The following is a 25753-nucleotide window of genomic DNA, read 5'->3' as shown; positions in this document are numbered from 1 at the left end:
GCAATTGTAAGCGATGCCCCAGACCGTCCCGGTGCGTCGTCTCAGAAGGTTTCGACCATCTGCAAAGGCAGCCCGGCGCGGTCTTTCGTTGACAGCACCGGCTGACCCGAGAGCGGCCAGCGGATCGCCAGCACCGGGTCGTCCCAGCGCAAACAGCGCTCCTGCAATGGTGCATAGTAATCTGTGGTCTTGTAAAGCACCTCGGCGCTGTCGCTGGTCACGAGGAAGCCGTGGGCAAAACCGGGCGGCAGCCACTTCTGCCGGCGGTTCTGCGCCGAGAGTTCGTCGCCGACCCATTGGCCGAAGGTCGGCGAGGCGCGGCGCAGATCGACCGCGACGTCGAAGATCGCGCCTCGCGTCACACGCACGAGTTTGCCCTGTGGCTGCCCGATCTGGTAATGCAGGCCGCGTAGCACGCCATGCTGCGAGCAGCTGTGGTTGTCCTGAACAAACCGCAGATTGAGCCCGGTCGCACGGTTGAATTCGCGTTCGTTGAAACTTTCGAAAAACCGCCCGCGTGTGTCCTCGAATACCTCCGGTTCGAACAGCAGCACCTCGGGAATCGCGCAGCGCAGCATCTTCATGGTTGCTTCAAGTCGGTTGCTGCTCGGTCAGCACGCGCAGCAGGTACTGGCCGTAACCGCTTTTAACGAGTGGTCGGGCCAGCGCTTCGAGCGCGCCGGCACTAATGAAGCCCTTACGCCAGGCGATCTCTTCAGGGCAGGCAATCTTCAGCCCCTGGCGCCGCTCCAGCGTCGCGATGAACTGCCCCGCCTCCAGCAAACTGTCGTGGGTACCGGTATCCAGCCAGGCATAGCCGCGGAACATGACCTTGACGTCCAGCGCCTGACGCTCAAGGTAGTTGCGGATCACGTCCGTGATCTCAAGCTCGCCGCGCGGGCCGGGTTTAACCTGTTTCGCGATCTCGACAACGTTGTTGTCGAAGAAATACAGACCCGTGACGGCGTAGCTGCTCTTCGGTTTGAGCGGCTTCTCTTCAATGCTGTCGGCCTTGCCGGTCGCGTCGAACGACACCACACCGTAGCGCTCGGGGTCGTGCACGTGGTAGGCGAACACGGTGGCGCCGGCCGCCTTGGCATCTGCGTCGGCCATGAGCTGCGCAAAATCGTGGCCGTAGAAGATGTTGTCGCCGAGCACCAGTGCACAAGGCGCGTCGCCAAGGAATTTTTCACCGATCAGAAAGGCCTGCGCCAGGCCGTCGGGACTTGGCTGAACCGCATATTCCAGGTTCATTCCCCACTGTGATCCGTCGCCCAGCAGCTGCTGAAAACGCGGCGTGTCTTGCGGCGTGCTGATGATCAGAACGTCGCGCATCCCTGCCAGCATCAGCGTGCTCAAAGGGTAATAAATCATCGGTTTGTCGTAGACCGGCAGCAACTGTTTGCTCATGGCCAAGGTCGCCGGATGCAAGCGGGTGCCGGAGCCGCCCGCGAGGATGATGCCTTTGCGCTGTGTCATGTGGTCCCTGTTCTGGTGAAATTGGCGGCGCGACATGGCGCCGTGGCGGCAAACGAGATGATTATCGCGTTGCCGGAGCAGCCCGCAGCAGGCGCTCGACAGTCGCAGCGACGCCAGTCTGCCATGACGGTAGGTTCAGGCCGAATGCAGCGACGGCTTTGGCGCAGTCCAGGCGGCTGTTGAGCGGCCGAACGGCGACCGATGACAGCGCATCAGTGGCCACTGGGACGACCTCATTCGCTACCAAATCAGTAGCATTACATTCTTTTCTGGCGTGCTCCAGCAGAAAGAGTGCATAGTCCAATCGACTGGTGTCCCCGCTCGCCGTGAGATGGTAAAGACCGGCCAGGCTTGGCTGGCCGGTCACCTGGCGCAGCGCCAGTGCGGTTACATCGGCAAGCAACGCGGCTTCGGTCGGCGCTCCGAACTGGTCATTGGCAACCACGATCCGTGGGTGCTGCCGCGCAGCGTGCAGTATTGCGCGGACAAAGTTCCCGCCGTCGCCGTGCAACCAGGCGGTGCGAAAAATCAGATGGTGTGCGCAAGCAGTCTGGATCGCGCGCTCGCCGTCAAGCTTGGTCTGACCATAAACATTCAAGGGGCCGGTCAGGTCGGATTCTGTCCAGGCCCGGCTACCGCGGCCATCAAACACATAGTCGGTTGAATAGTGAACGAGCCAGGCTCCAAGGGCTTGAGCCTCACGCGCCAAAAACCCCGGCGCCAGTGCATTGACGGCGTGCGCCGCCTCGGGCTCTGATTCGGCACGGTCGACCGCTGTGTAGGCAGCGGCATTGACAATAACGGCCGGGCGCAGCGCACGCACAGCGGCCGTGAGTGCCACCGTATTGACCAGATCGACCTCGCTGCGCGGTGGAGCCACCACACAGCCCAGCGGTGCGAGGCTGCGTTGCAATTCCCGGCCAAGCTGCCCGTTCGCTCCGAGCAGCAATATCTTCAAACGACGCTCTCTGCCGTCTGCCCATATTGCCGATCTGTCCACTCGCGGTAGGCACCACTTTGCACGCGACTCACCCAGTCGGGGTTGTCCAGATACCACTGCACTGTCTTGCGGATGCCGGTTTCGAAAGTCTCGGCGGGCTTCCAGCCGAGTTCACGCTCAAGCTTGTGCGCATCGATGGCGTAGCGCCTGTCGTGGCCCGGCCTGTCTTTGACGAAGGTGATCTGCGACGTATAGCTGCCACCCGCCTGGCGTGGACGCAATTCGTCGAGCAGCGCGCAGATGGTTTGGACAATCTCGATGTTTGGTTTCTCGTTCCAGCCACCCACGTTGTACACCTCGCCCGGGCCACCACCCTCCAGCACGCGGCGGATCGCACTACAGTGGTCTTTGACATAAAGCCAGTCGCGTATTTGCTGGCCGTCACCGTAGACCGGCAGTGCTTTTCCAGCCAGCGCATTGACGATCATCAGCGGGATCAATTTTTCCGGAAAGTGATACGGCCCATAGTTATTGGAACAATTTGTGGTCAGCACCGGCACGCCATACGTGTGGTGATAAGCGCGCACCAAGTGGTCGCTCGCAGCCTTGCTGGCCGAGTAGGGACTGTTGGGCTCGTAAGCGTTCGACTCTGTAAAGGCGGGCGTTTCACGGGACAGCGACCCATAGACTTCGTCCGTCGAAACGTGCAGGAAACGAAAACCTTGCTTCGGGCCAGATGCCAGGCCATTCCAGTACGCGCGCACCGCTTCGAGCAGCCTGAAAGTGCCGACGATATTGGTCTGGATGAACGCCTCCGGACCCAGGATGGATCTATCTACATGGGATTCGGCCGCGAAATTGATCACTGCGCGCGGTTGGTACCGGGCCAACAGTTCGGCCACCAGCCCACCGTCGGCGATGTCACCCTGAACAAAAACATGCCGGCTATCGGTTTTTAGCGCGGCCAGGTTTTCCATGTTCCCGGCATAAGTCAACTTGTCCAGATTCACGACGGGCTCGTCCTGACCCGCGAGCCAGTCAAGCACAAAATTAGCTCCGATAAAGCCTGCACCGCCAGTCACCAGAATCATGCAATCTCCTTGTTCAACGCCGAAAGGCTGCATCCGCTGAATGCACCCGCCTGTTTACAAAATTATCCCACGCGGCCAGACAAAAAGCCGCAGCGGCTAGGCCGCTGCGGCTTTGTAAAACCAGCTCCCCGGCCAGGCCGCAAGGTCAGAAATGAATCCCCCGCATCATCTGCTGCATCGCCACTGCCTCAGCCGACAGCTGCGGCTTGGCGGCCTTGTCGCCCGGTTTGGCGCCCTTGGCGGCGGATGAATCGGGGAACATGCGGAAGCTGGTGTTCATGGCGATCTGCGCCACGCGGGGCACCAGGGCGTGCAGAACCTGCCCGGTGATGCCCAGCCGGGTGGCGATGCGCACCGGTTTGAAGATACAGGCCTGAGCGATCATGTCGGCCGCCTCTTCAGGAGAGAGGGTCGGAATGTTGTTGTACAGGTTGGTCGGCGCGATCATGGGGGTGCGCACCAGCGGCATGTTGATGGTGGTAAAGCCAATGCCCACGTCGGCAAATTCGCTCGAAGCGCAGCGCGTCCAGGCATCCAGCGCGGCTTTAGACGCCACATAGGCCGAAAAGCGCGGCGCATTGGTCAGCACGCCGATGGAGCTGATGTTGACCACATGGCCCTTGCGCTTGGCGGCCATGCCGGGCAAGAGGCCCATGGTCACACGCAGGCAGCCGAAGTAGTTGAGCTGCATGGTGCGTTCATAGTCATGAAAGCGGTCATAGCTGGACTCGATGGCGCGGCGGATGGAGCGGCCGGCATTGTTGATCAAAAAGTCCACGCCGCCGTGATTTGCGATCACCACCTGCAGAAAACGGTCGCAATCGGCCATGTCGGCAATGTCGGCGGGGTAGGCCACGAAGCTGTAACCCTTGGCCTTGGCCTCCTTGCAGGCCTCGTCCAGCTTGTCCTGGTCGCGCCCGCAGATGATGGTGAGGGCGCCGGCCTCGGCAAACTTGTGCGCGGCGGCCAGGCCAATACCCGATGAGCCGCCGGTCACCAGCACGACCTTGCCCGCCACCGTGCCGCGCAGGGAGCGGTCGATATGCAGGTCGGGGTCCAGGTGGCGCTCCCAATAATCCCAAAGACGCCAGGCGTAGTCCTTGAGGTTGGGCACTTCAATGCCCGACCCTTTCAGCATGGCTGTCATCTCGCGGTTGTCAAAGCGCGTGGGGTAGTTGACGAAGGTCAGCATGTCTTCCGGCAGCCCCAGGTCGGCCAGCACCGCGTTGCGCACGCGGCGCACCGGCGCCAGCGCCATCAGGCTCTTCTTGATGCCTCGCGGAATGAAACCCAGCAATGCGGCATTCACGAACAGGTTCATCTTGGGCGCATGGGCAGCACGGCTGAAGATGTCCAGCACATCGCCCACGCGGTAACCCACCGGGTCAACCAGGTGAAAGCATTTTTTGGTGATGCCGTCCTTGTGGCTGATATGGTCGAGCGCGTCGACAACGAAGTCGACCGGCACGATGTTGACGCGCCCACCTTCCAGGCCCACCGCCGGCATCCAGGGCGGCAGCAGCTGACGCATGCGCTGGATCAGCTTGAAGAAATAGTAAGGGCCGTCGATCTTGTCCATCTCGCCGGTGGTGCTGTCGCCCACCACCATCGCCGGGCGAAACACCGTCCACGGCACCTTGCATTCCTTGCGCACGATTTTTTCACTCTCGTGCTTGGTCATGAAATACGGGTGTTCGTAGTTTTCGGCCTCCTCGAACATGTCTTCGCGGAACACGCCTTCATACAGCCCGGCGGAGGCGATGGAGCTCACGTGATGAAAGTGCCCGGCATCAATCGCCTTGGCAAATTCCACGGTATTGCGCGTGCCGTCGATATTGACCGCGACCTGGCTTTCCTCGTCGGCACTCAGGTCATACACGGCGGCCAGATGGTAAAAATGCCCAACCTGCCCTTTGAGCTTCTTGATGTCTTCGGCACTGACGCCGAGTTTTTTGCTAGTCAGGTCGCCGTGCACGGCCACCGCGCGTGCGGCGGGCACACCCCAGTAATCCCGCAGCGCGGCCACTTTGCCGGCGCTCTCCTTGCGGATCAGGAAATGAACGGTCGTTCCTTTTCGTTCCAGTAGTTTCTTGACCAGGCGCTTGCCAATGAAGCCTGTGGCCCCGGTAACGAAATAATGCATGTGTGTTTCCTCCGCTGAACTGCCAATCAAAAAGTGATTCTTGCTTAAAGGGCATCACTCTCTATTCAGCAGAAACCCGCGCTCAGCCTGCCCGCGCGCCTTTTTCCATAGAGCTACGTCCCTAACGTTCTAGAACGCAGCACCTAAACGCCGCCGCGGGGAGGGCTTATATTTTCCCCGTGCGTGCGGCATACTGCCCGCGCGAAGTCCCACAACCAACAAACAGTCTGGAGTACACCATGGTCAAGAAACTGCAAAAAATGAGCGCTGACAAGAAATCCGGCCCGCAACTGTCCGGTGCCGTCAAGGAATCGGCCCAGCAAATCTGGCTGGCCGGGCTCGGCGCTTTCTCCAAGGCACAGGAAGAAGGCGGCAAGGTATTTGAGACCCTGGTCAAGGAAGGCCTGTCCATCCAGCGCAAAACCCAGGCCGTGGCCGAAGGCAAAATCTCTGAAGCCACCAACAAAATGGCCAGCATGGCCACCGACATTCAGTCCAAGGCCGGCCACCAGTGGGACAAGCTGGAGAACATTTTTGAAGACCGCGTGGCCAAGGCCTTGAACAAACTTGGCGTGCCTTCCGCGAAAGACGTGGACGCGCTGATCGCCCGCATCGACGAGCTCAACCGCAATGTGCAAAAGATGAGCGGCGGCAAGGCACCTGCGGCCAAAACCGCTGCAGCAAAGCCCGCTGCCAAGAAGGCAGCCCGCCCTGCGGCCAAGCGCCCTGCGGCGCGCAAGTCGGCCTGAACACGGCGCACACACGAAAAGGGACGTATGGTCCCTTTTTTTACGCCCGAGCAACATGGCTGGCGCTTCGCGTTTGCTGCAAAGCAGCAAACCACCCTCCAGAAGCGCTAGCCCACTTTTCAGATCCATGAATCCTGCCAAGTCTTCCCACCGCCCGCGTAGCCCGCGCGCTACCCGCACAGCCCGCACAGCCAACATCACCCCCCGGCGTTCCGCCAAGCCGCGCATTGCGCTGGCACTGGCCGGCGGCGGACCGCTGGGGGCTATCTACGAAATCGGGGCCTTGTGCGCGCTGGACGAGTCCTTGCTCGGCATTTCATTCACCTGGCTGGACCACTACGTCGGCGTCTCCGCGGGCGGCTTTATCGCGGCGGGCCTGGCCAACGGCATGACGCCGCGCGAGCTTTGCGCAGCCTTCATTGAAAACGGCGACCAAGCGTCGGAGGTGTTTGACCCGGCCTGGCTGATGGTGCCAGCCTACGGAGAATTTTTGCGGCGCGGCATCATGCTGCCCGGCCTGGCAATGTCTGCCGCGTGGCAGGCCACGTTCGGGCGCAAGTCTTTCGTGCAGGCTCTGGAGGCCCTGGGCCCGGCGCTGCCCACGGGCCTTTTCTCCAACGACGAGATCGATACCCGGCTGTCCCGGCTTTTTTCTGCACCCGGGCGCACCAACGACTTTCGCCAGCTGCGCGCGCGCCTCACGCTGGTGGCCACCCACCTGGACAGCGGCGACGCCGCACCCTTCGGCAGTCCAGGCTGGGACCACATTCCGATTTCAAAGGCCGTGCAAGCCAGCTCGGCCTTGCCCGGCCTCTTCCCCCCGGTGGAGATCGACCAGCAGTACTACGTCGACGGCGCCCTGAAGAAAACGCTGCACGCGGGCGTGGCGATGGAAGAAGGCATCGACCTGATGTTTTGCCTGAACCCGCTGGTGCCCTTCAACTCCACGCGCGCGCCCGCGCTGTCGATGGACCAGCGCGTGATGCGGCGCGGCCTGCCGCGCGAGAAACAGGCCATTCCGCGCCTGGTGAACGGCGGCCTTCCCACCGTGATGAGCCAGACCTTCCGCTCGATGATTCACTCGCGGCTGGAGCTTGGCATGAAGCATTACGAGCACGCTTACCCCGACACCGACATCGTGCTGCTGGAGCCGGACCATCGGGACACCGAAATGTTTCTGGCCAACACTTTCAGTTACAGCCAGCGCCGCGAGTTGGCCGAGCACGCTTACCAGAACACGCGGCAAATGCTGCGCTCACGCAAGACCACGCTGTCGGCCAAACTGGCGCCCCATGGCGTGTCGCTGAACCTGGAGGCGCTGGAAGACCCCAAGCGCCACCTGGTCGCTGCGAAGCCCGCCGCCACACGCGTGGGCCGTGCCATTGCCGTGCTGGAAGACGTGATGGAAGACCTGAGCCATGCACTGCAGCCGCATCCCGCGCAACGGCGGGTCGCGGCGTAAGCCAAAGGTTCGCCGCCAACGCTCATTCGGATGGGCGACGAATTTTGATGGACTTCCCTAGTGTCGCGCGGGCAAGCGCTGGGTTAGAGTAACGACCACAACGAGGAAGACAAGCTTATGGCGAAAAAAGCGCCGCGCCGCACAGCCGAGCGAATTCTGGAGGTCACCCTGGACCTGTTCAACCGCTTTGGCGAGCCCAATGTGTCGACCACGCTGATCTCGGCCGAACTCAGCATCAGCCCCGGAAACCTCTACTACCACTACCCCGCCAAAGACGAGCTGATCAACTCGCTGTTTGATCGCTACGAAAAATCCCTGAGCGAGCTGCTCAACGCCAGTGACGGCGTACGCGACGTGGAAGACGCCTGGTTTTTCATGCACACGCTGTTCGAGCTGATCTGGCAATACCGTTTTTTGTACCGCGACCTGAACGACCTGCTGAGCAAAAACCGCCGGCTCGAAACCCATTTCCAGTGGGTGCTCAAAAACAAGGCCCGCGCCGTGAAAGCGCTGCTGGACGGCATGAGCCGCGCGGGCGCCATGACCATCGATTCGCGCGAAGTCGAAGCCACTGCCACCAGCATGGTGGTGGTGCTCACCTACTGGCTGAGCTTCGAGTACGTGCGCGACCCGCGCAATGCGCTGGAGCCGGCCAACGCACAGGCCGCCTTGCTGCGCGGCGCGCACCACGTCCTCAACTTGCTGATTCCTTATCTCGAACAAAGCCAGCGCGCGCATTTGCAGGCGCTGGTCGGCGCCTACAGCAACCCCGCCTGAGTTCCTGTCAAACGCCCCGGCCCATCACCACAACAATCACCAACAAATTTACAAGGAGACAACACACATGGCCAAATGGACTGCCTTTCCCCACGCCGGCGACTACGCATTTGATGCTGCCAGCCTGAAAAAGAGCTGGGCCCGGCTTCACACCGGCGACTGCGAACCCCTGCCCAAGGATGCGGCTGTGCTGCAGGCCTGGGTGCTGTTTCACAACGGTGACTTCCAGCAAGCCGCAGACGCGGGCACCAAGGCCGGCGGCGACGGCATTACCGTGGCCAACAAGGCCACCAGCATGTACGCCACCTACCTGGAAACCCGCGAAAAAACCAAGCTGGACATGTTCATGGAGGTGGCCGCGCGCGCCGAGGCCCAGCAAAAAGCCGACCCCAAAAACGCCAACGCCTGGTACTGGCAGGCCTATGCGCTGGGCCGCTACAGCCAGGGCATCAGCGTGGCCAAGGCGCTGGCGCAGGGCTTGGGCACCAAGGTCAAGACCGCCCTTGAGCAAGCCATCAAGCTGTCGCCCAAACATGCGGATGCGCACATTGCGCTGGCGGCCTTCCATGCCGAGGTGATCGACAAGGTCGGCTCGCTGATCGGCGGCATGACCTACGGCGCCAAAAAAGACATCGGCTTGGCCCTCTACAAGGATGCACTGAAGCTGCACCCCGGCTCTGCCATCGGCATGATTGAGTACGCCAACGGCCTGGTCATGCTGGAGGGCGACAAGCGGATGAAAGAGGCCACCAAACTGTACGAACAGGCGGCCGCCAGCAAACCGATGGATGCCACCGAACGGCTGGATGTGGAAATGGCCAAAGCGGAGCTTGAGGACTGAACCGGCACCCTTCACGCCCCCACCCGGCAGGGCCCGCGCGTCGCAAGGCGCACGGGCCCTGTCTCTTTGGTGCTATGTTTTTTATAGCTACTCGCGCACGCCAGCATTTGGCTGGAGGCCGAATTGATACAAAAAACAGGCCAAAAATGGCATTGAACAGGCGCTTTGAAGCTCGGTTTGGCGATTTCCGGTCTCGCGGGGCCGGTCTTTCAGCTGTTTTGAGCTATTTTTTTGTGCCAAAAATGGCTGAAAGGCACGTAGGTCGGGCGCCAGCAGCTATCAAAACAATAGCTAAAACAATGGCGCCAACGCTGCCACCCCTGCGTTATGCACCGGGCAGGCCATCAGGATCAACCCTTGACACTCGCCGCGTCCGCCCAAGGCTTGCCCCGGTACCACGCAAGCTGGGCCAGCCGCAGCATGGGCTTGTCACCCGAGGTATCGCCATAGGCGTACAGGGTGACGCCGTCCAGCGAGGTCGGCCCAAAGCGCTCCCGTGCCCAGGCCTGAAGCCGCAGCACCTTCTGCTCGCCGTGGCAGTTGGGCGTGCGCATGCGGCCGGTAAGGTGTCCGTCCTGCACTTCCATTTCGGTGCAAATCAGCGCGTCAAACCCCAGCTGCTGCGCCACCACCGGCAGGTAGATGTCGGGCGACGCGCTGACCATGACGCAGCAATGCCCGGCGCTCCGGTGCCAGGCCAGGCGCGCCATGGCGTCTTCGCGCAGCTGGCCGGGGAAATCACGGGCCAGCCAGCGGGCCGTCCAGTCCTGCATCTCGGCCAGGCTGCGGCCGGCTAGCGTGGCCTGCATCAGCTTGCCTTTGGCGACGTGGTTGGGCACCAGGCGAAGCGCGTAACCGGCCAGCCACGGTGAACAGCGCAGCAAGGCCCACAGGAATCGCGGCCAGCCCAGGCCACGTGCCAGGAACACCGTGAAAGTGTCGCGCCGGGTCAGCGTGCCGTCGAAGTCAAAGGCCGCGACGACGGGACCGGCCTCGGGGGCGCTCACCTCGCGCATCGCACCTGCCCGCAGTAGCGCACGCAGAAGGGGCAACCGGTCATGGGGAGCCACGAAGGGATGTTGAAGTAGCGTTTGAAAATCGTGCCCAGCACGCCTTCACGGTAGGCCTGGTATTTGAACCCCGCACCTTCGACCGCGTAAAAAGGCACGCCGTCTTGTTCGAAGCTGAGCACACGCACCGACTCAAAGTACGGCTGGAACTCCTCCAGCCGCGGTTTGTCGGCAACGATGACCCGCACCGTCTTGCCCTGGTAGAGCGAAAAGTCGACCAGCATGTCGTCCTGGCGCGCATGGAACTTGCCGACGCCGAACACCGGCATGTATTCGCGGCGCTCAAAACCGAAAATGGACGCGGGCGTGTAGGCCTCACCCATCAGCACCACACCGGGCGCGGTCACCTGCTGCAGCATCTCGGCGGTCTTGTAGCTGCGGATGATTTGCGGATACAGCTTGGTGGCGCGCCAGGTGTCCAGCGACGTCATGTACAGCCCGGCCACCACCAGCACGTGCAGGCCGGCAAACAAGGCCAGCCCCTTGGCGCAGGCCTTGAGCCTGTCAGCCGGCAAGGCAAACGCCAGGAAGGCAAAGCCAAAGGGATAAAACGACAGCACCCAGTGCAGGCCAATCACTTTCTTGGCCGACAGCAGCGCAAAAAACAGCAGCGGCACCACCACCAGGCAGGCCAGCAGGCGCTGGCTGCGTGCTGCAGCCACCAATGCCTTGCGGTAGCGCACAGCCATCCACACCGCCACAGGCGTGATCAGGTAGACCATCATGCCGATGTAGGTCAGCGGCTTGCGCCATTCGAACACCGCATCTTCATTGCGGTTGTAGACGTTGAACATGATGTTCGACCAGCCGTGCGACATGTTGTAGGCGATGTTGATGGCCGGGCCGGGCAAGGCGCACAGCACCAGCAGCGCAAAACCCGCGAGCCGTTCACGCCGGTACAGCACGAAATAGACGAGATAACTGAAGCCGAGCACCACCGAGAAATACTTCGAGAGAAAAGCGCAGCCCAGGAAAAGCCCCGACAGGGCGTAGAGGCCGTAAGCGGCACGGTCCAGCTGCACCCGGCGCTCGGCGCGCATCAGCGCTGCCACTGACAACACCGACCAGAAAATCAGCGGCGTGTCGGTGGTGATCAGAACATTGAGCCAGTTCAGCGGCGCCAGCCAGAAAAACAGCACGGCCCAGGCGGCGCGCACCTTGTCGGCCGGTTTGAGCGCCCACCACAGCGCCCCGCCCAGCGCCAGCGGCAGCAGCACAATGGGCAGGCGTATGGACCAGAGGCTGTCGCCCAGCGTGGCGCGCATCAGCGCGATCAGCCAGCCCACCATGGGCGGGTGGTCGGAGTAACCCCAGGCGGGGTACACGCCCCACCAGTAAAAGAAGGCCTCGTCGCCGGTGACCGGAAAGGTCACGGCGATCCAGAACCGCAGCAGCAGCGAGAGCAGGCCGGCGGCCAGCAGCCAGCGGCTCAACGTGACAGGGAAAGCGGCGGCATCGTGGTTCTGGGACATGAAAGCTCTGGGGAAACGGTCATCTGCATGCCAACGCAGGGGAGCTGCAATGCAGGGCAGGAATGGCGGCAGGGAAAGTGAGTGCGGGCTAGCGCAGACTGATTTCCTTGCGGATGGCCGCACTATAAAGCAAGGCCAGCACCCCAATGGCCACGGCCAGCCACAGGGTCAGCAGCCGCACCAGCACGGTGACGGCCAGCGCCGCCGCCGGTGTGGCGCCCTGCGCGACCAGCAGGCCGGTCAACACGGCTTCTGTGCCGCCCAGGCCGGCCGGCAACGCAGACAGGGCCCCGGCCACCATCGCGACCGCGTAAAAGCCGGTGGCCGTCAGCAGTTCAAGATGAACATTCATGGCACGGCAGACCAGCCAGACCGCCAGCCCCTGCGCCGCCCAGGCCACCAGCGTGAGGCCGAACCACAGCCAGGGACGCACCGCCAGGCAATGCCAGGCCTCACGCAGCCAGGCAAAACGCGCCAAAATTTTCGCGCGGTAGACGAAGAGCAGCCCACCCGCAACACTTAGCAGCACAGCACCGGCCGCCAGCAGGCCCACCAGCAAGGCGGGCGCCGACTGCACCGCGCCGTGCCGCAATAGCCATCCCAGGGCCGGCAGGCACAGCAGCAACAAGCACAGCAGGTCGGCCAGCCGTTCAGCGCCGAAGATGGCCAGACTTTGCACCGGGCCCAGCGGCCGACGCGCCAGCATCAGGCCGCGCGCCGCCTCGCCGACATTGCCGGGCGTGGGGGTAAAAGCGTAGCCCGCCAAGTAGAGCCTAAGCCCCTGAAGCCATCCGAAATGGCGGTTGTAGTGCGCCATCCAGAGGCGCCAGCGCAGCCCGCGCAGCAGGTAGTTCAAAAGGCACAGGCCGGCGGCCTGGACGCCTGTCCACGACCACAGCAAGGCCAACGAAGTTTTAGGACTGTCGCCCCAGACCAGCAGCGCGGCGGCATACACCGTGGCCACCACACCGAGCACCAGTAAAAGCCGCTTGAACGGCAAGGCGCCCTGCGCGGGTGGCGGTGCGCCCTCGGGAATCACAGGCGGCGGCTCAGGAAAATGGCCAGCCAGAGCACCCCGGCCGCCAGGATCCACGGGTCGCGCAGCATGTCGCGCGCCACGTCTTCACCACGGCCGCGATGCACCTGGTAGGTGTAGCGCAGCATGCCGAAGATCACCACTGGCACGGTATAGAGCAGGCGCTCGCCGTGCTGCAGTTGCGCTTCGGGGCTGGTGGCAAAAAGGCTGTAGGTGGTCAACGTGGCGGTCATGGTGACGGCCATGAAGGTGTCGAGCAAGGCCGCAGGGTAGTGCGCCAGCACGGCACGCTGGCTCGCTTCTTCATGAAAACTCTCGGCCTTGCGTTTTGAAAAACCCAGAAACAGGGCCACAAAAATTCCGGTCAGCAGCAGCCAGCGCGAAGGCGGGATGCCCACCGCCACCGTACCGGCCAGCAGGCGCAGCATGAAGCCCGAGGCAATGATGGACACGTCGACCACCGGCACCTGCTTGAGCCGCCACGAATAGGCCAGGTTGAGCACGGTGTACAGGCCCAGCAGCACCAGCAGCGTGCGGTTGCCCGCCGCCAGCAGCAAACCGGCCACCAGCAACAGGGCCGCCAGCACCAGTGCCACGGGGACGGCGACCGCACCGCTGGCCAGCGGGCGGTGACGCTTGGCCGGATGCAGGGCGTCGCTGGCGCGGTCATGCCAGTCGTTGATGATGTAGACCATGCTGGAGAGGCAGCAAAACGCGGCAAAGGCGTAAAAAACGCGCCAGTCCAACGCGGTGTCCTGCCAGTTCTGGCTGAACACGAGGCCGGCAAACACAAAGGCGTTTTTGAGCCACTGGTGCGGCCGCATGAGCCTTATCAAGGCAAATGGGGATGAGGACAAGGAAGACATCAGGGCATCAGGGTGGGCAAAAACGCCCCAAAGAAAAGCGACGTGGAAGCATAACTGACAGGGCCGGGCCCGCGTCGCCAGGAATACCGCCAAAATGAGGCCATGGCTTTTGCATCCTCCACTTCCCCCGCCCCCACTTTGACTTCGTATCCACCGGTTTCGGCGCACGCCCTTCAGCTGATCCAGGCCCTGGTGCGCATGAACACGGTCAGCCACAACTCAAACCTGGCGCTGATTCATTTCGTGCGCGACGAGCTCCAGAAGCTGGGCGTGGCCAGCCGCATCACCACCAATGCCGACAAGACCAAGGCCAACCTCTTTGCCACGCTGGGCGAAGGCAAGCCGGCCGGCCTCATTCTTTCGGGCCACACCGACACGGTGCCCTGGGACGGCCAGGACTGGACACGGGACCCGCTGTCGGCCACCGTCAGCGATGGCAGGCTGTATGGCCGCGGCAGCTGCGACATGAAAGGTTTTATCGGCCTGGCGCTGGCCCACGCCGGGGATTTTTTGAACAGCCAGGCGCCTTTTGCGGTGCACCTGGCGCTGAGCTACGACGAGGAAGTCGGCTGCCTGGGCGTGCGGGAGCTGATCGCCGACATGAAAGACGCGGGCATCGCACCGCTGGCCTGCATCATTGGCGAACCGACCAGCATGGTGCCGGCCACCGCGCACAAGGGCGTGTACCGCTACAAATGCTGTGTGCGCGGCAAGGAAGCGCACTCCTCGCTCACACCGCAATCGGTCAATGCCATCGAGATGGCGGCGCGTGTTGTTGGCAAGCTGCGCGACATGGGCGAAGGCTTCGAGGCGAACGAGCCGCGTTATGAAGGCTTCGACGTGCCTTTCAGCACCACCAGCGTGGGCCAGTTCCACGGCGGCATTGCCGACAACGTGGTGCCGCGCGACGCCGAGTTCCGCTACGAGTTCCGCAACCTGCCCACGGCAGATGCGATTTCCATGCAAAAAGAGCTTGTGGCCTATGCGGAACGTGCGCAACCAGCTATGAAAAAGATAGCGCCTGACGCCGGCTTCAGCTTTGAGACGATTTGTGAAGTACCGGCCTTTCTCGGCTCCGCGGGCGACGCGGTGACCCAACTGGCCCAGCGCCTGGCCGGTACGAAAGAGACCACGCTGGTCGCCTTCGGCACCGAAGCTGGCCTGTTCAAAAACGCCGGTATTCCCACGGTGGTGTGCGGGCCCGGCAGCATCACCCAGGCGCACCAGCCCGATGAGTTTGTGAGCCTGGAGCAGCTGGCGCGCTGCCAGGCGTTCATGAAAGGCCTGGCAAACACCAGCGAGCTTCGCTAGGGAGCGGACTTCACGCGAGGCCACCGCGGAACCGGCCTTGGCCTGTCCTGAGCCTGTCGAAGGGCCGGGCCGCCAGTGGCGCCCCCTTGAGGGGGAGGCGGCCGCAGGCCGCTTCGGGGGGGAGTCAAGTCCTGATGCGCCCGTCGCCGGTCAGCATGGACAGCTCCACGAAGTGGGACGCCACATGGTCGGTGGGCGAGAACGAGATGGAAAAACCGCCGAACGACTGAGTGCCGATGGCCTCCAGGCCGGAAATCAGCGAGTCGCGGCTCATTTTGGCGCCGCCGCGCTTGAGACCGTCAACCAGCACACGGGCTGCCACATAGCCTTCCATGCTGGAGAAATTGACCTTGGCATCCTTGCCGGCCGCCTTCACGGCGTCGACGAACTCGCGCACAATCGGCCGCGCCGCGTTGTAGGGCGAAGGCATGACTTGCGACACCACCACGCCGGCCCCCTCTTTGCCGAGCTCGTCGGCCAGCGCCTGCGTGCCGACAAACGACACGTTGTAGAACGTACCGCCGTAACCGGCCTTGCGGGCTTCACGAATGAACGCGGCACAGGCTTTGTACGCGCCAATCTGCACCACTGCGTCGGGGCCTGCGGCCACCAGCGTGGTGACGGCCTTGGCCACATCCACCGTATTGCGTTCAACCGTTGCCTGTGCCACGGGCTTCAGGTTTTGCGCGGACAGGGCCAGCATGACGCCGTCCAGACCGGCTTTGCCGTAGGCATCGTTCTGGTAGAACACGGCGATTTTTTTCAGGCCCAGGGCAGTCAGCTGCTTGACGATCAGGCCGGTTTCGTCGTTGTACGAAGCACGCACGTGAAAAGCATATTTGTTGAAAGGTTCGCGCAGGGCCATGGCACCGGTGAACGGCGCAATGAACGGAACCTTTTCCTTGATGGCCATCGGCAGGGCGACGACGCTGGTGGGGGTGCCGATGTAGCCAAACAGCGCAAACACGTCGTCGGCGATCAGCTTGCGGGTGTTTTCGGCGCAGCGGGTGGGCTCATAGCCGTCGTCCAGGTTGCGGATTTCAATCAGGCGCTTGTTAACGCCACCCTCTCCATTGACCTGGTCGAAGTACACCTTCGCGCCCTGGTAGAACTGGATGCCCAGTTGTGCAGCCGGACCGGTGAAAGGGGCAGACTGGCCCAGGATGATCTTGTCGTTCTGGGCGTGCGCCAGATTGAACCCGGCCAGCATGGACGCGCCGGCCGTGATGGAAAATTTTCTGCGGGTGAGTTTGAGTGTGGACGTCATGCCTTCATTTTCGCAACACACCTTACAAGTTGTTTACCTATTGCGTAACAGAAGGCAACCCCGTGACATCAATCACCGTTTCGGGGCGGGATTCGCACCACCTGCGTTGTTTTAGACCCCAAATTTAGAAAATTGCCAGCTTTTTTCGGTCTTTCGTCTCAAATCGGCGCCTATTCGCGCACCCGGCCGGTCGCATCAATCAAGCTCAACTCCACCAGTTTTGAGCCCACCCGGTCACCGTCAAAGTTCACCCGAAAACCTCCCAGGCTCAGCTCCTGAAGAGTGTCGATCGCCTTGCGCAGCTTCGCGCGGGTGGGGTCCTTGCCGGCCTTTCGCAGCGCTTCGGTGTAGGTCCAGGCGGCAATGTAGCCTTCAAGCATGTAGACATTGGACTTGCCCATCTTGGCGGCCGTCGCGTCGGCCTGCAGCTCACGTACCAGGACGCTCCTGGCGTTGTCGGATTTGGGTGTGACGCGCACCACGACCACGCCAGCGCCGGCCGCGCCCAGCTGATCGGCCAGCAGGCTTTCGCCGGTCGTCGAGAACCCGTAGATGGGTCCGCGAAAACCCTTGGCCCGCAAATCGCGAATCGCACTGGCGGCGCCGACCGCGTCGCTGATCACCAGCACCGACTCCGGCTTTTTGGCAAGCACCTGCTCGACACTGGTGGCAACACTGCCCGCAGACAGGGCCGACTTGGCCACCAGATTGGCACCCAGGCCACCCATGGTGCGCTCGGCGGAGTCCAGCGCTGCGAGCGATTCGGCGTCCTTGCCGTGCAGGATGGCGAGCTTGCGCATGCCCAGGGTTTCGGCGTGCCGCGTAATCACGGCGGCTTCTTCCGAGTAGCCGGGACGCACCGAATACACATTGGGGTACAGGGAGCCGCGCAATTCGTCGGCGCCGGCCATGGGCGCAAACAGCAGGATGTCGGTGTCCTTGAGCAGCGGATTGACGGCAGTGACCTGCGGCGAGCCGCAATAGCCGAACAGAGAGAACACCTTCTGGTCCAGCAGCTTTTGGGTGTTGGCCACCGTGGTGTCGGGGTTGCCGGTATCGTCCAGCGTGGTCAGCTCGATCTTGCGGCCGTTGACGCCGCCGGCGGCGTTGACGCGGTCAAAGTACAGGCGCGCGCCCTGCGCGAACGGCACGGCCAGCGTGCTGCCCGGCCCGGTCATGGCCAGGGACTGGCCCAGCGCGACCGCGGTCTTGCTGATGCCGTCCTCGGCCTGAGCCCCTGCCGTGAACAGACCGGCCAGGGCCGCTACCATGGTGGCTCTGGCGGCGGCGCGGAATGCGCGCATTCCGTTTATTGTTGTTGTCATGATATGTCTCCCGCCGGGATGCGACGATGACTGTCAATATAGAGTTGAGCCATGAGCAATACCATCCGCATCTCCCCTAAGACCGAGGCCAACCCTGACAGCAGGCTGAAGCCGGCGGCCGTGCAGGTGCGAGGCGCCTGCCCGCACGACTGCCCCGACACCTGCTCGCTGCTGACCACGGTGGAAGACGGCGTCGCCGTTCGCGTGCAGGGCAACCCCGACCACCCCCACACAGGCGGCGTGCTGTGCAACAAGGTGTCCCGCTACACCGAACGCACCTATCACCCCGAGCGCCTGCTGCGGCCGCTCAAACGCAGTGGCCCCAAAGGCAGCGGGCAGTTTGAGCCCGTCAGCTGGGAAGCGGCGCTGGCCGACATCGCGGCGCGCCTCCAGCCCATCGCGGCGCGCAACCCTGAGGCCATCGTGCCCTACAGCTATGCCGGCACCATGGGCCAGGTGCAAGGCGAGAGCATGGCCGGCCGGTTTTTCAACCGGCTGGGCGCTTCGCTGCTGGACCGCACCATCTGCGCTTCGGCGGGCAGCGAAGGCCTGACGCAGACGCTGGGCGGCAAGGTCGGCATGCGGGTGGAGTTTTTTGCCGAATCCAAACTCATCATCATCTGGGGCAGCAATTCCATCGGCAGCAACCTGCACTTCTGGCGCTATGCGCAACAGGCCAAGCGCGACGGTGCAAAACTCATCTGCATCGACCCGCGCAAAAGCGAAACCGCCGAAAAATGCCATGAGCACATCGCGCTGCTGCCGGGCACCGACGCCGCGCTGGCGCTGGCGCTGATGCACGAGCTGATCACCCACGACTGGCTCGACCACGACTACATCGCGCAGCACACGCTGGGCTGGCAAGGCCGCGAAGGCGGCCTGCACGAGCGCGCATTGCAATGGAGCCCCGAGCGCGCGGCCGCCGTGTGCGGCGTGCCGGCGGAACAAATCCGCTCGCTCGCCCGCGACTACGGCCAATGCATGGTGAACAAACAACCGGCCGCGATACGCCTGAACTACGGCATGCAGCGCGTGCACGGCGGCGGCAATGCGGCACGCGCTGTGGCCTGCCTGCCGGCGCTGACGGGCGCATGGCGCCACCGCGCCGGCGGCGTGCTGCTGAGCAGCTCGGGCCTCTTTCCGGTCGACAAGGCCGCGTTGCAACGACCCGACCTGCTTGAGGGCCGCCAGCCGCGCACCATCAACATGAGCACCATCGGCAATGCCTTGCTCGAGCCCGCATCACCGCAGTTCGGCCCGCAGATCGAGGCGCTCATTGTCTACAACAGCAACCCGGTGGCGGTGGCACCCGAGTCCGGCAAGGTGGTACAAGGCTTTGCGCGGGAAGACCTTTTCACCGTGGTGCTCGAGCACTTCCAGACCGACACAGCCGACTACGCCGACTACATCCTGCCGGCCACCACGCAGCTGGAACATTGGGACGTGCATGCTTCCTACGGCCACACCGACGCATTGCTGAACCGACCCGCCGTAGCGCCGCAGGGCCAGGCCAAGCCCAACACCCAGATTTTTCGCGAGCTGGCAGCCCACATGGGCTTTACCGACCCGTGCTTTGCCGACAGCGACGAGCTGCTGTGCCGCGCGGCTTATGGCGACAAGGTGGACTTCCACCAACTGCTCGATAAAGGCTTTGCCACTTTGCAGCTGCCTGATGCGCCGTTTGCAGAAGGCAACTTCCCCACGTCATCGGGCCGCTGCGAATTTTTCAGCGCGAGGCTGGCCGCCACGGGTGCCAGCGGCCTGCCCGACCACGTACCGAATCACGAAGCGGCCGGCACGTCGGACCAATTTCCGCTCGCCATGATTTCGCCGCCCGCGCGCAATTTTCTCAACTCGAGTTTTGTCAACGTGAAAAGCCTGCGCGACATCGAGACTGAACCCGTGCTGGAAATCCATGCCGACGATGCCGCCGCGCGCGGCATCACCACGGGCGCCATCGTCAAGGTCTTTAACCGGCGCGGTGAATACCGCGTCAAGGCCGAAGTCTCCACACGGGCACGCCCCGGCGTGGTCAACGGCCTGGGCATCTGGTGGCGCAAGCTGGGCCTGGACGGCACCAATGTGAACCAGCTGACCAGCCAGCACCTGACCGACATGGGCCGCGGCCCGGTGTTCTACGACTGCCTGGTGCAGGTGCAGCGCGAGGCACAGCCCGCCTGAGCACAGTGAGCCGAGTGCGCGCCATGACACCGGGCAAGCTGGGCGCCGCGCTGGTCGCGGCCGCGGTGCTGTGCCTGGCGGGTTGCGCCGACCTGGGTTATTACTGGCAGTCCATGAGCGGCCACATGCAAATGCTCAATGCTGCCCGGCCCGTGGACGAGTGGCTCGGCGACACGCAGACCTCGGCCTCGCTGAAAAGCCGTCTGGCGCTGGCGCAACGCATCCGCAGCTTCGCCGTGGCCGAGCTGAAACTGCCCGACAACGCCAGCTACCGGCGCTATGCCGATCTGCACCGCAGCGCGGTGGTGTGGAACGTGGTGGCTGCACCGCAGTTTTCACTCACGCTCAAGACCTGGTGCTTTCCCGTGACGGGCTGCGTCGGTTACCGCGGCTATTTCAGCGAGCCGCAAGCGCGCGCTGAAGCAGCCAGGCTCAAGGCCGAGGGCCTGGAAACCAGCGTTTACGGCGTGCCCGCCTATTCCACGCTGGGCTGGATGAACTGGGCCGGCGGCGACCCCCTGCTGAACACCTTCATCGGCTATCCCGAGGGAGAGCTGGCCCGGCTGGTTTTCCACGAACTCGCGCACCAGGTGGTGTATGCGCCGGGCGACACGATGTTCAACGAGTCCTTTGCCACCGCCGTCGAACGGCTGGGCAGCGAGCGCTGGCTGGCCACGCAGGCGGGCGATGACGCGCGCAAAGCCTACGCCGTGTTTGACGGACGGCGCCGGCAGTTCCGGGCGCTGGCGCTGGCCACGCGCCGCGAGCTGGCCGCCATTTATGATCAAAATGATGCTGCAGCCCAATCAGAACGGGCGCAAGGAGCTATGAAAACCATAGCGTACAAGCGCTTTCGTGATGCCTATGCCGGACTCAAGGCCTCGTGGGACGGGTTTGCCGGCTATGACCTGTGGGTGGCGAACGCCAACAATGCCTCCTTCGGCGCGCAGGCCGCCTATGACGAACTGGTACCGGGTTTTGAGGCGCTGTTTGAGCGCGAGGGCCGCGACTGGCAACGGTTTTATGATGAGGTCAAAAAGCTGGCGCGCCTGCCCAAGGACGAGCGCCGCAAGGCACTTGAAAAACACAACACGGAGACCCCGAATGGCTGACATCCAGATCCAGCGCGAACACACCCTCGGCTTGGCGGAGGCGCGCAAAGTCGCCTTCAAATGGGCCGAGCAGGCAGAAGAAAAATTCGACATGGAATGCACCTATGAAGAAGGCCAGACCGAAGACCTGGTCAGCTTCACCCGCTCGGGCGTCAGCGGCACGCTGACCGTCACCAAAGACCGCTTTGAGCTCAGCGCCAAACTCGGCTTCCTGCTCGGTGCATTCAAAGACAAGATCGAAGGCGAGATCGTGAAGAACCTGGACACCCTGATCGCAAAAAAGCCCGCAGCCAAAAAAGCCGCCGCCAAGAAGAAGACCGCCTGAGTCCAGGCCGGCGCCGTGAACTACAACCTCGCCCGGTTTGACCTGGTGTCTGTCCGCCTGGCGGTGGCCTGCGCCCAAACAGGCAGCCTGACGGCGGCAGCACGTGATTCGCACCTGGCGCTGGCCGCGGCCAGCCGGCGCATTCGCGAACTGGAAGACGCCTTGGGCGAGGCGCTGTTCGAGCGCCACCCGCGCGGCCTGTTGCCCACGGCGGCCGGACGCGTCTTCGTCAAACACGGGCTCACGCTGCTGCAAACCATGGAGCAGCTGGGCGGCGAGCTGGCAGACTTGCGGCGCGGCATTGCACGCCACATACGCCTGTGCGCAAGCAGCGCGGCCATCAGCCAGTTTTTGCCGCCGCTGCTGGCGCGCTATGGCGAGCTGCACCCGCAGGTGCATATCGACCTGGAAGAGCAGGTGTCGGAAGCTGTAGCGGCCACGCTGCGCGAAGGCCGGGCGGATGTGGCGGTATTTGTGGAAGGGCCCGACACCAAGGGGCTGGACACACGCCTTTTTCGTGAGGACGAATTGGTGCTGATCCTGCCGGCCGGCCACGCACTGGCGCGCAGCAAGACGCCGCTGGCGTTTGTCGATACGCTCGATGAAGAATGGATCAGCCTGACCGCCGGTGCCGCCATGCTGCAAAAACAGCAACAAGCCGCGCTGGCCGCCAACCGGCCGCTCAAGCTGCGCATGCAGGTGCGCAGCTTTGACGCCGTGTGCCACATGGTGGCCTCTGGCCTGGGTGTGGCCATCCTGCCCAAGGCCGCGACCCTGCCCATGGTTAAAAGCATGAAGCTCGGCTGGCGGCCGCTGGCAGACGCCTGGGCCAAACGCAGGCTGCTGACGGCCACCATGGCGGGCCAGTCCGATGCGGGCATTACCTCGCTGGTGGACTTCCTGAGCCCCAAAGATGCCCCGTCTTCGCAAAACGCGAAACCCAAGGCACCAAAGCGCAAATAGACGAAGCCGGCCGGCGGCGGCAAACTGCCGGCCATGCCCTCCCCTGAAAAATCCCTCGCGGCTTCCCCCAACGCTTCCAGTCAAGGCCCACTCGCCGGACTCAAAGTCCTGGAGCTCGGCCAGCTGATTGCCGGCCCTTTCGCCGCCAAGACGCTGGCTGACTTCGGCGCCGACATCATCAAGATCGAAACGCCGGGTGCGGGCGACCCGCTGCGCAAATGGCGCTTGCTGAAAGACGGCACCTCGGTGTGGTGGCAGGTGCAGTCGCGCAACAAGCGCTCCGTGGCGCTGGACTTGAAGAGCCCCGAAGCCCAGGCCATCGTGCGCCAGCTCGCGCTTGACGCCGACGTGCTGATCGAGAACTTCCGTCCCGGCGCCATGGAAGGCTGGGGCCTGGGGCCTGACGAATTGCTGGCGCTGAACCCGCGCCTCATCATGCTGCGCATCAGCGGCTACGGCCAGACCGGCCCCTACCGCGACAAGCCGGGCTTCGGCGTGGTGGCCGAAGCCATGAGCGGCCTGCGCCACCTGACGGCCGAGCCGGGGCGCGTGCCGGTACGCGTAGGCGTGAGCATCGGCGACACGCTGGCCGCGCTGCACGGCGTGATCGGCATCCTGCTGGCGATGCAGGAGCGGCAACGCTCAGGCAAAGGCCAGGTGATCGACGTGGCGCTGTATGAGGCGGTGTTCAACTGCATGGAAAGCCTGCTGCCCGAATACAGCGCGTTCGGTGCGGTGCGCGGCGCGGCCGGCAGCGCCCTGCCCGGCATCGCGCCCAGCAACGCCTACCTCTGCAAGGACGGCGGCTACGCGCTCGTCGCAGGCAATGGCGACAGCATCTTCAAACGCTTGATGGCGACCATAGGCCGCAATGACCTGGGCGGCGACCCGGCACTGGCCGACAACGCCGGCCGCGTGGCGCGTGTGGCCGAGATCGACGCAGCCATCGGCGAGTGGACCCTGGGCCTCACAGTGGATGAAGTACTGGCGGCGCTCGACAAGGTGTCGGTGCCCGCAGGCCGTATTTACACCGTGGCCGACATCGCCGCCGACCCTCACTACGAGGCGCGCGGCATGCTCGATGAGGTGCAGATGGACGACGGAAGCGTGCTGGCCGTGCCCGGCATCGTGCCCAAGCTTTCACGCACGCCGGGTGGGCACCGGCGCAATGCGCCGCAGGTCGGGCAAGACACCGATGCGGTGCTGCGTGAGATGGGTCTCTCGACCGAACAGATCCAGGCCTTGAAAGACAAAGGCATCGTGGCCGGAAAGGATGCCATATCGTGAACACCAAAAAACGGATTTTCTTCAATGAGGTCGCCACACGTGACGGCTTCCAAATCGAACCGGATTTCATCCCGACCGATGACAAGGTCGCGCTGGTCGACGCGCTCAGCGAATGCGGCTACGCCAAGATCGAAGTGACCTCGTTCACTTCGCCCAAGGCCATTCCCATGCTGCGCGACGCCGAGGAAGTGATGGGCCGCATACGTCGCATGCCCGGCGTCGAATACACGGTGCTGGTGCCCAACCTGCGCGGCGCCGAGCGCGCACTGGAGTCGCGCGCAGACGAGCTCAACCTGGTGATGTCGGTGTCGGAAACGCACAACCTGTCCAACCTGCGCATGCCGCGCGAAAAAAGCTTTGCCGCACTGTCCGACGTGATTCGTCACGTTGATGGCCGCACGCCCATCAATATTTCACTCTCGTGTTGCTTCGGCTGCCCGATGGAAGGCGAAGTGCCCGAAGAAGAAGTGCTGCGCTGGAGCGATCGTTTTGCCGCCTTCGGCGCAGACCGTGTGCGCGGCCTGACGATCTGCGACACCACCGGCATGGCCCACCCGGCGCAAGTCAGCCGCATGGTGGAGGTTCTGCAACAGCGCTTTGAAGGCTTGCAGCTGACACTGCACTTTCACAACACGCGTGGCATGGGCCTGGCCAATGTGCTGGCGGCTGTGCAGGGCGGCATCACCCGCTTTGACGGCTCGCTGGGCGGCCTGGGTGGCTGCCCTTACGCACCCGGCGCCAGCGGAAACATCAGCAGCGAAGATGCCGCGCACATGCTGGACGCCATGGGCTACGACACCGGCATGGACATTGAAAAGCTGCTGGCGGTGGCGCGGCAGATGCCCGGCATCGTCGGCCATGAAGTGCCCGGCCAGGTTGCCAAGGCCGGCCGCATCACCGACCTGCATGCACCACCGCCTTATGTGGCCGAGTTGCGAACGGCATCGGCGTGACCCATTCATAAATTCAAACCCGCCTGCAAAAAGCAACCCTAAAACTACGACTGGAGACAAAACCCATGACTTTCATTTCCCGCAGAACTCTGCTCACCGTGGCCGGACTCAGCACGGCTGCCTGGCTCAGTCCGGTGCGCGCACAGCTCGCCGGCAAACCGATCACGCTGGTGGTTCCTACGGCAGCCGGCGGTACCACCGACATTGCTGCGCGCATGCTGGCCGAGCCGCTCGGCCGGATTCTCCAAACCTCGGTGGTCGTGGACAACCGAGGTGGCGGCAACGGCAACATCGCCGGCCAGATGGTGGCGCGCGGCCCGGCCGACGGCACCAACCTGCTGGTGCAGTACTCGGGGTACCAGTGCATCACGCCGCTGATCCAGCCGGTGCCCGGCTTTGACCCGGCAACCAACCTCAAGCCCCTGGGTCATTTGATTGATGCACCACAACTGCTGGTGGTGCGCGGCAACTTCCCGGCCGACAACTTCGCGGACTTCATCAAGTACGTCAAGGCCAACCCCGGCAAGGTCAACTACGCGTCCAGCGGCAACGGCTCGCTGCAGCACGTGACCACCGAGCTGCTCAAGGACCTGACGAAGACCTTCATGGTGCACATTCCCTACCGCGGCACCGGCCCGGCGCTGAATGACCTGCTGGCCGGCACTGTGGACTTCACCATCACCACGCCGCCACCGCTCCTGCCGCACATCCGCGCGGGCAAGCTCAAGGCACTGATGGTGACCGGCCGCAATCGCCTGGCCGCGCAACCCAATGTGCCGACCGCCATCGAGGCCGGCGTGCCGCTGGTGGCGTCGTCGTGGTTCGCGGTCTATGGGCCGACGGGCTTGTCTGCCGACTTGCAAAGCCGCCTCTCGCTGGCGATCAAACAGGTGGTCGAGTCGGACAGTTTCAAAAAACGCGCCGAAGAGCAAGGCGCCAAAGCGGTTGTTATGAGCGGGGCCGAGCTGGCTACTCTGGGGGACAACGAACGCAAGATGTGGGGGCGGATTGTCAAGCTGGCGAATATCAAAGCAGATTGAGCAGAGCGGGAGCGGATAAAAATCTAGTCTGCTAGGCTAGGAAGTTGGAATTTTGCAGCGCTG

General features: G+C 63.3%; 23 protein-coding genes. 12 read left to right on the top strand and 11 right to left on the bottom strand.

What is annotated here, in order from left to right; genetic code table 11:
- Nucleotides 1–41 precede the first annotated feature (41 nt).
- The 5 genes from rfbC to ABI546_RS12085 form a co-directional block, all read right to left on the bottom strand.
- Nucleotides 42–584, bottom strand: coding sequence for a dTDP-4-dehydrorhamnose 3,5-epimerase (rfbC, locus tag ABI546_RS12105; RefSeq protein ID WP_348046834.1), 543 nt, complete (start codon nucleotides 582–584; stop codon nucleotides 42–44).
- Between the two features lie 7 nt (nucleotides 585–591).
- Entirely contained in the window at nucleotides 592–1479 is an 888-nt protein-coding gene (rfbA, locus tag ABI546_RS12100; RefSeq protein ID WP_348046833.1) for a glucose-1-phosphate thymidylyltransferase RfbA, read from the bottom strand.
- A 61-nt stretch (nucleotides 1480–1540) separates the two neighbouring features.
- A complete protein-coding gene (rfbD, locus tag ABI546_RS12095) occupies nucleotides 1541–2437 on the bottom strand; it encodes a dTDP-4-dehydrorhamnose reductase (protein WP_348046832.1) in 897 nt (298 codons plus the stop codon).
- Entirely contained in the window at nucleotides 2434–3510 is a 1077-nt protein-coding gene (rfbB, locus tag ABI546_RS12090; RefSeq protein WP_348046831.1) for a dTDP-glucose 4,6-dehydratase, read from the bottom strand. The genes rfbD and rfbB overlap by 4 nt, the downstream gene beginning before the upstream one ends.
- Nucleotides 3511–3655: 145 nt before the next feature.
- Nucleotides 3656–5653 (bottom strand): SDR family oxidoreductase, encoded by a 1998-nt coding sequence (locus ABI546_RS12085; protein ID WP_348046830.1) that lies wholly within the window; start codon nucleotides 5651–5653, stop codon nucleotides 3656–3658.
- A gap of 239 nt (nucleotides 5654–5892) precedes the next feature.
- Here ABI546_RS12085 and ABI546_RS12080 point away from each other — a divergent pair, with 239 nt between their 5' ends.
- The 4 genes from ABI546_RS12080 (at nucleotide 5893) to ABI546_RS12065 (ending at nucleotide 9482) form a co-directional block, all read left to right on the top strand.
- Nucleotides 5893–6402, top strand: coding sequence for a phasin family protein (locus ABI546_RS12080; protein ID WP_348046829.1), 510 nt, complete (start codon nucleotides 5893–5895; stop codon nucleotides 6400–6402).
- A gap of 127 nt (nucleotides 6403–6529) precedes the next feature.
- Nucleotides 6530–7864 carry a patatin-like phospholipase family protein gene (locus ABI546_RS12075; protein WP_348046828.1) on the top strand — a complete coding sequence of 445 codons (1335 nt, stop codon included), beginning with the start codon at nucleotides 6530–6532 and terminating at the stop codon, nucleotides 7862–7864.
- A gap of 117 nt (nucleotides 7865–7981) precedes the next feature.
- Nucleotides 7982–8641: a TetR/AcrR family transcriptional regulator gene (locus ABI546_RS12070; RefSeq protein WP_348046827.1), complete on the top strand. Its 660-nt coding sequence runs from the start codon at nucleotides 7982–7984 to the stop codon at nucleotides 8639–8641.
- 67 nt (nucleotides 8642–8708) lie between these two features.
- The gene (locus ABI546_RS12065; protein WP_348046826.1) at nucleotides 8709–9482 is read left to right on the top strand and encodes a hypothetical protein; all 774 of its coding nucleotides are present in this window, start codon (nucleotides 8709–8711) and stop codon (nucleotides 9480–9482) included.
- Between the two features lie 350 nt (nucleotides 9483–9832).
- Here ABI546_RS12065 and ABI546_RS12060 read toward each other — a convergent pair whose 3' ends face one another.
- The 4 genes from ABI546_RS12060 to ABI546_RS12045 all read right to left on the bottom strand — a co-directional run bounded on the left by ABI546_RS12060 (nucleotide 9833) and on the right by ABI546_RS12045 (nucleotide 13926).
- Nucleotides 9833–10498 carry an HAD-IB family hydrolase gene (locus ABI546_RS12060; protein WP_348046825.1) on the bottom strand — a complete coding sequence of 222 codons (666 nt, stop codon included), beginning with the start codon at nucleotides 10496–10498 and terminating at the stop codon, nucleotides 9833–9835.
- On the bottom strand, nucleotides 10486–12024 hold the full coding sequence (locus ABI546_RS12055) for a glycosyltransferase family 39 protein (RefSeq protein WP_348046824.1): 1539 nt from the start codon (nucleotides 12022–12024) through the stop codon (nucleotides 10486–10488). The genes ABI546_RS12060 and ABI546_RS12055 overlap by 13 nt, the downstream gene beginning before the upstream one ends.
- 88 nt (nucleotides 12025–12112) lie before the next feature.
- Nucleotides 12113–13063 carry a lysylphosphatidylglycerol synthase transmembrane domain-containing protein gene (locus ABI546_RS12050; protein ID WP_348046823.1) on the bottom strand — a complete coding sequence of 317 codons (951 nt, stop codon included), beginning with the start codon at nucleotides 13061–13063 and terminating at the stop codon, nucleotides 12113–12115.
- The gene (locus ABI546_RS12045) at nucleotides 13060–13926 is read right to left on the bottom strand and encodes a decaprenyl-phosphate phosphoribosyltransferase (protein ID WP_348046822.1); all 867 of its coding nucleotides are present in this window, start codon (nucleotides 13924–13926) and stop codon (nucleotides 13060–13062) included. The genes ABI546_RS12050 and ABI546_RS12045 overlap by 4 nt, the downstream gene beginning before the upstream one ends.
- 102 nt (nucleotides 13927–14028) lie before the next feature.
- On the opposite strand from ABI546_RS12045, the gene argE reads away from it, so the two are divergent.
- Entirely contained in the window at nucleotides 14029–15237 is a 1209-nt protein-coding gene (argE, locus tag ABI546_RS12040) for an acetylornithine deacetylase (protein ID WP_348046821.1), read from the top strand.
- 124 nt (nucleotides 15238–15361) lie between these two features.
- Here argE and ABI546_RS12035 read toward each other — a convergent pair whose 3' ends face one another.
- Entirely contained in the window at nucleotides 15362–16504 is a 1143-nt protein-coding gene (locus ABI546_RS12035; protein ID WP_348046820.1) for an ABC transporter substrate-binding protein, read from the bottom strand.
- 170 nt (nucleotides 16505–16674) lie between these two features.
- Nucleotides 16675–17829, bottom strand: coding sequence for an ABC transporter substrate-binding protein (locus ABI546_RS12030; protein WP_348046819.1), 1155 nt, complete (start codon nucleotides 17827–17829; stop codon nucleotides 16675–16677).
- Between the two features lie 51 nt (nucleotides 17830–17880).
- Between ABI546_RS12030 and ABI546_RS12025 the strand changes: the two genes are divergently transcribed.
- The 7 genes from ABI546_RS12025 (at nucleotide 17881) to ABI546_RS11995 (ending at nucleotide 25690) form a co-directional block, all read left to right on the top strand.
- Nucleotides 17881–20010, top strand: a complete 2130-nt coding sequence (locus ABI546_RS12025) for a molybdopterin oxidoreductase family protein (RefSeq protein WP_348046818.1) — start codon at nucleotides 17881–17883, stop codon at nucleotides 20008–20010.
- A 23-nt stretch (nucleotides 20011–20033) separates the two neighbouring features.
- Complete coding sequence (locus tag ABI546_RS12020; RefSeq protein ID WP_348046864.1) at nucleotides 20034–21122, top strand: aminopeptidase; 1089 nt, start codon at nucleotides 20034–20036, stop codon at nucleotides 21120–21122.
- The gene (locus ABI546_RS12015) at nucleotides 21115–21447 is read left to right on the top strand and encodes a polyhydroxyalkanoic acid system family protein (protein ID WP_348046817.1); all 333 of its coding nucleotides are present in this window, start codon (nucleotides 21115–21117) and stop codon (nucleotides 21445–21447) included. Before ABI546_RS12020 ends, ABI546_RS12015 begins: the two co-directional genes overlap by 8 nt.
- A 15-nt stretch (nucleotides 21448–21462) precedes the next feature.
- Nucleotides 21463–22410, top strand: a complete 948-nt coding sequence (locus ABI546_RS12010) for a LysR family transcriptional regulator (RefSeq protein WP_348046816.1) — start codon at nucleotides 21463–21465, stop codon at nucleotides 22408–22410.
- Between the two features lie 33 nt (nucleotides 22411–22443).
- Nucleotides 22444–23697 carry a CaiB/BaiF CoA-transferase family protein gene (locus ABI546_RS12005; protein WP_348046815.1) on the top strand — a complete coding sequence of 418 codons (1254 nt, stop codon included), beginning with the start codon at nucleotides 22444–22446 and terminating at the stop codon, nucleotides 23695–23697.
- Nucleotides 23694–24650 (top strand): hydroxymethylglutaryl-CoA lyase, encoded by a 957-nt coding sequence (locus ABI546_RS12000; protein ID WP_348046814.1) that lies wholly within the window; start codon nucleotides 23694–23696, stop codon nucleotides 24648–24650. The genes ABI546_RS12005 and ABI546_RS12000 overlap by 4 nt, the downstream gene beginning before the upstream one ends.
- A 65-nt stretch (nucleotides 24651–24715) precedes the next feature.
- Entirely contained in the window at nucleotides 24716–25690 is a 975-nt protein-coding gene (locus tag ABI546_RS11995; protein ID WP_348046813.1) for a tripartite tricarboxylate transporter substrate binding protein, read from the top strand.
- Nucleotides 25691–25753 lie beyond the last annotated feature (63 nt).

The sequence above is a fragment of the Polaromonas sp. genome (assembly GCF_039932935.1).
Taxonomy (GTDB): Bacteria; Pseudomonadota; Gammaproteobacteria; order Burkholderiales; family Burkholderiaceae_C; genus Polaromonas.
The sequence above is the reverse complement of the archived record's forward strand: the minus strand, read 5'-3'. Positions and strand labels throughout refer to the sequence as shown.

What these genes read in the sequence shown, in the direction of transcription:
- rfbC (WP_348046834.1), bottom strand. Translation starts at nt 584, where the DNA reads ATGAAGATGCTGCGCTGCGCGATTCCCGAGGTGCTGCTGTTCGAACCG.
- rfbA (WP_348046833.1), bottom strand. Translation starts at nt 1,479, where the DNA reads ATGACACAGCGCAAAGGCATCATCCTCGCGGGCGGCTCCGGCACCCGC.
- rfbB (WP_348046831.1), bottom strand. Translation starts at nt 3,510, where the DNA reads ATGATTCTGGTGACTGGCGGTGCAGGCTTTATCGGAGCTAATTTTGTG.
- ABI546_RS12085 (WP_348046830.1), bottom strand. Translation starts at nt 5,653, where the DNA reads ATGCATTATTTCGTTACCGGGGCCACAGGCTTCATTGGCAAGCGCCTG.
- ABI546_RS12080 (WP_348046829.1), top strand. Translation starts at nt 5,893, where the DNA reads ATGGTCAAGAAACTGCAAAAAATGAGCGCTGACAAGAAATCCGGCCCG.
- ABI546_RS12075 (WP_348046828.1), top strand. Translation starts at nt 6,530, where the DNA reads ATGAATCCTGCCAAGTCTTCCCACCGCCCGCGTAGCCCGCGCGCTACC.
- ABI546_RS12070 (WP_348046827.1), top strand. Translation starts at nt 7,982, where the DNA reads ATGGCGAAAAAAGCGCCGCGCCGCACAGCCGAGCGAATTCTGGAGGTC.
- ABI546_RS12065 (WP_348046826.1), top strand. Translation starts at nt 8,709, where the DNA reads ATGGCCAAATGGACTGCCTTTCCCCACGCCGGCGACTACGCATTTGAT.
- ABI546_RS12060 (WP_348046825.1), bottom strand. Translation starts at nt 10,498, where the DNA reads ATGCGCGAGGTGAGCGCCCCCGAGGCCGGTCCCGTCGTCGCGGCCTTT.
- ABI546_RS12055 (WP_348046824.1), bottom strand. Translation starts at nt 12,024, where the DNA reads ATGTCCCAGAACCACGATGCCGCCGCTTTCCCTGTCACGTTGAGCCGC.
- ABI546_RS12045 (WP_348046822.1), bottom strand. Translation starts at nt 13,926, where the DNA reads ATGTCTTCCTTGTCCTCATCCCCATTTGCCTTGATAAGGCTCATGCGG.
- argE (WP_348046821.1), top strand. Translation starts at nt 14,029, where the DNA reads ATGGCTTTTGCATCCTCCACTTCCCCCGCCCCCACTTTGACTTCGTAT.
- ABI546_RS12035 (WP_348046820.1), bottom strand. Translation starts at nt 16,504, where the DNA reads ATGACGTCCACACTCAAACTCACCCGCAGAAAATTTTCCATCACGGCC.
- ABI546_RS12030 (WP_348046819.1), bottom strand. Translation starts at nt 17,829, where the DNA reads ATGACAACAACAATAAACGGAATGCGCGCATTCCGCGCCGCCGCCAGA.
- ABI546_RS12025 (WP_348046818.1), top strand. Translation starts at nt 17,881, where the DNA reads ATGAGCAATACCATCCGCATCTCCCCTAAGACCGAGGCCAACCCTGAC.
- ABI546_RS12020 (WP_348046864.1), top strand. Translation starts at nt 20,034, where the DNA reads ATGACACCGGGCAAGCTGGGCGCCGCGCTGGTCGCGGCCGCGGTGCTG.
- ABI546_RS12015 (WP_348046817.1), top strand. Translation starts at nt 21,115, where the DNA reads ATGGCTGACATCCAGATCCAGCGCGAACACACCCTCGGCTTGGCGGAG.
- ABI546_RS12005 (WP_348046815.1), top strand. Translation starts at nt 22,444, where the DNA reads ATGCCCTCCCCTGAAAAATCCCTCGCGGCTTCCCCCAACGCTTCCAGT.
- ABI546_RS11995 (WP_348046813.1), top strand. Translation starts at nt 24,716, where the DNA reads ATGACTTTCATTTCCCGCAGAACTCTGCTCACCGTGGCCGGACTCAGC.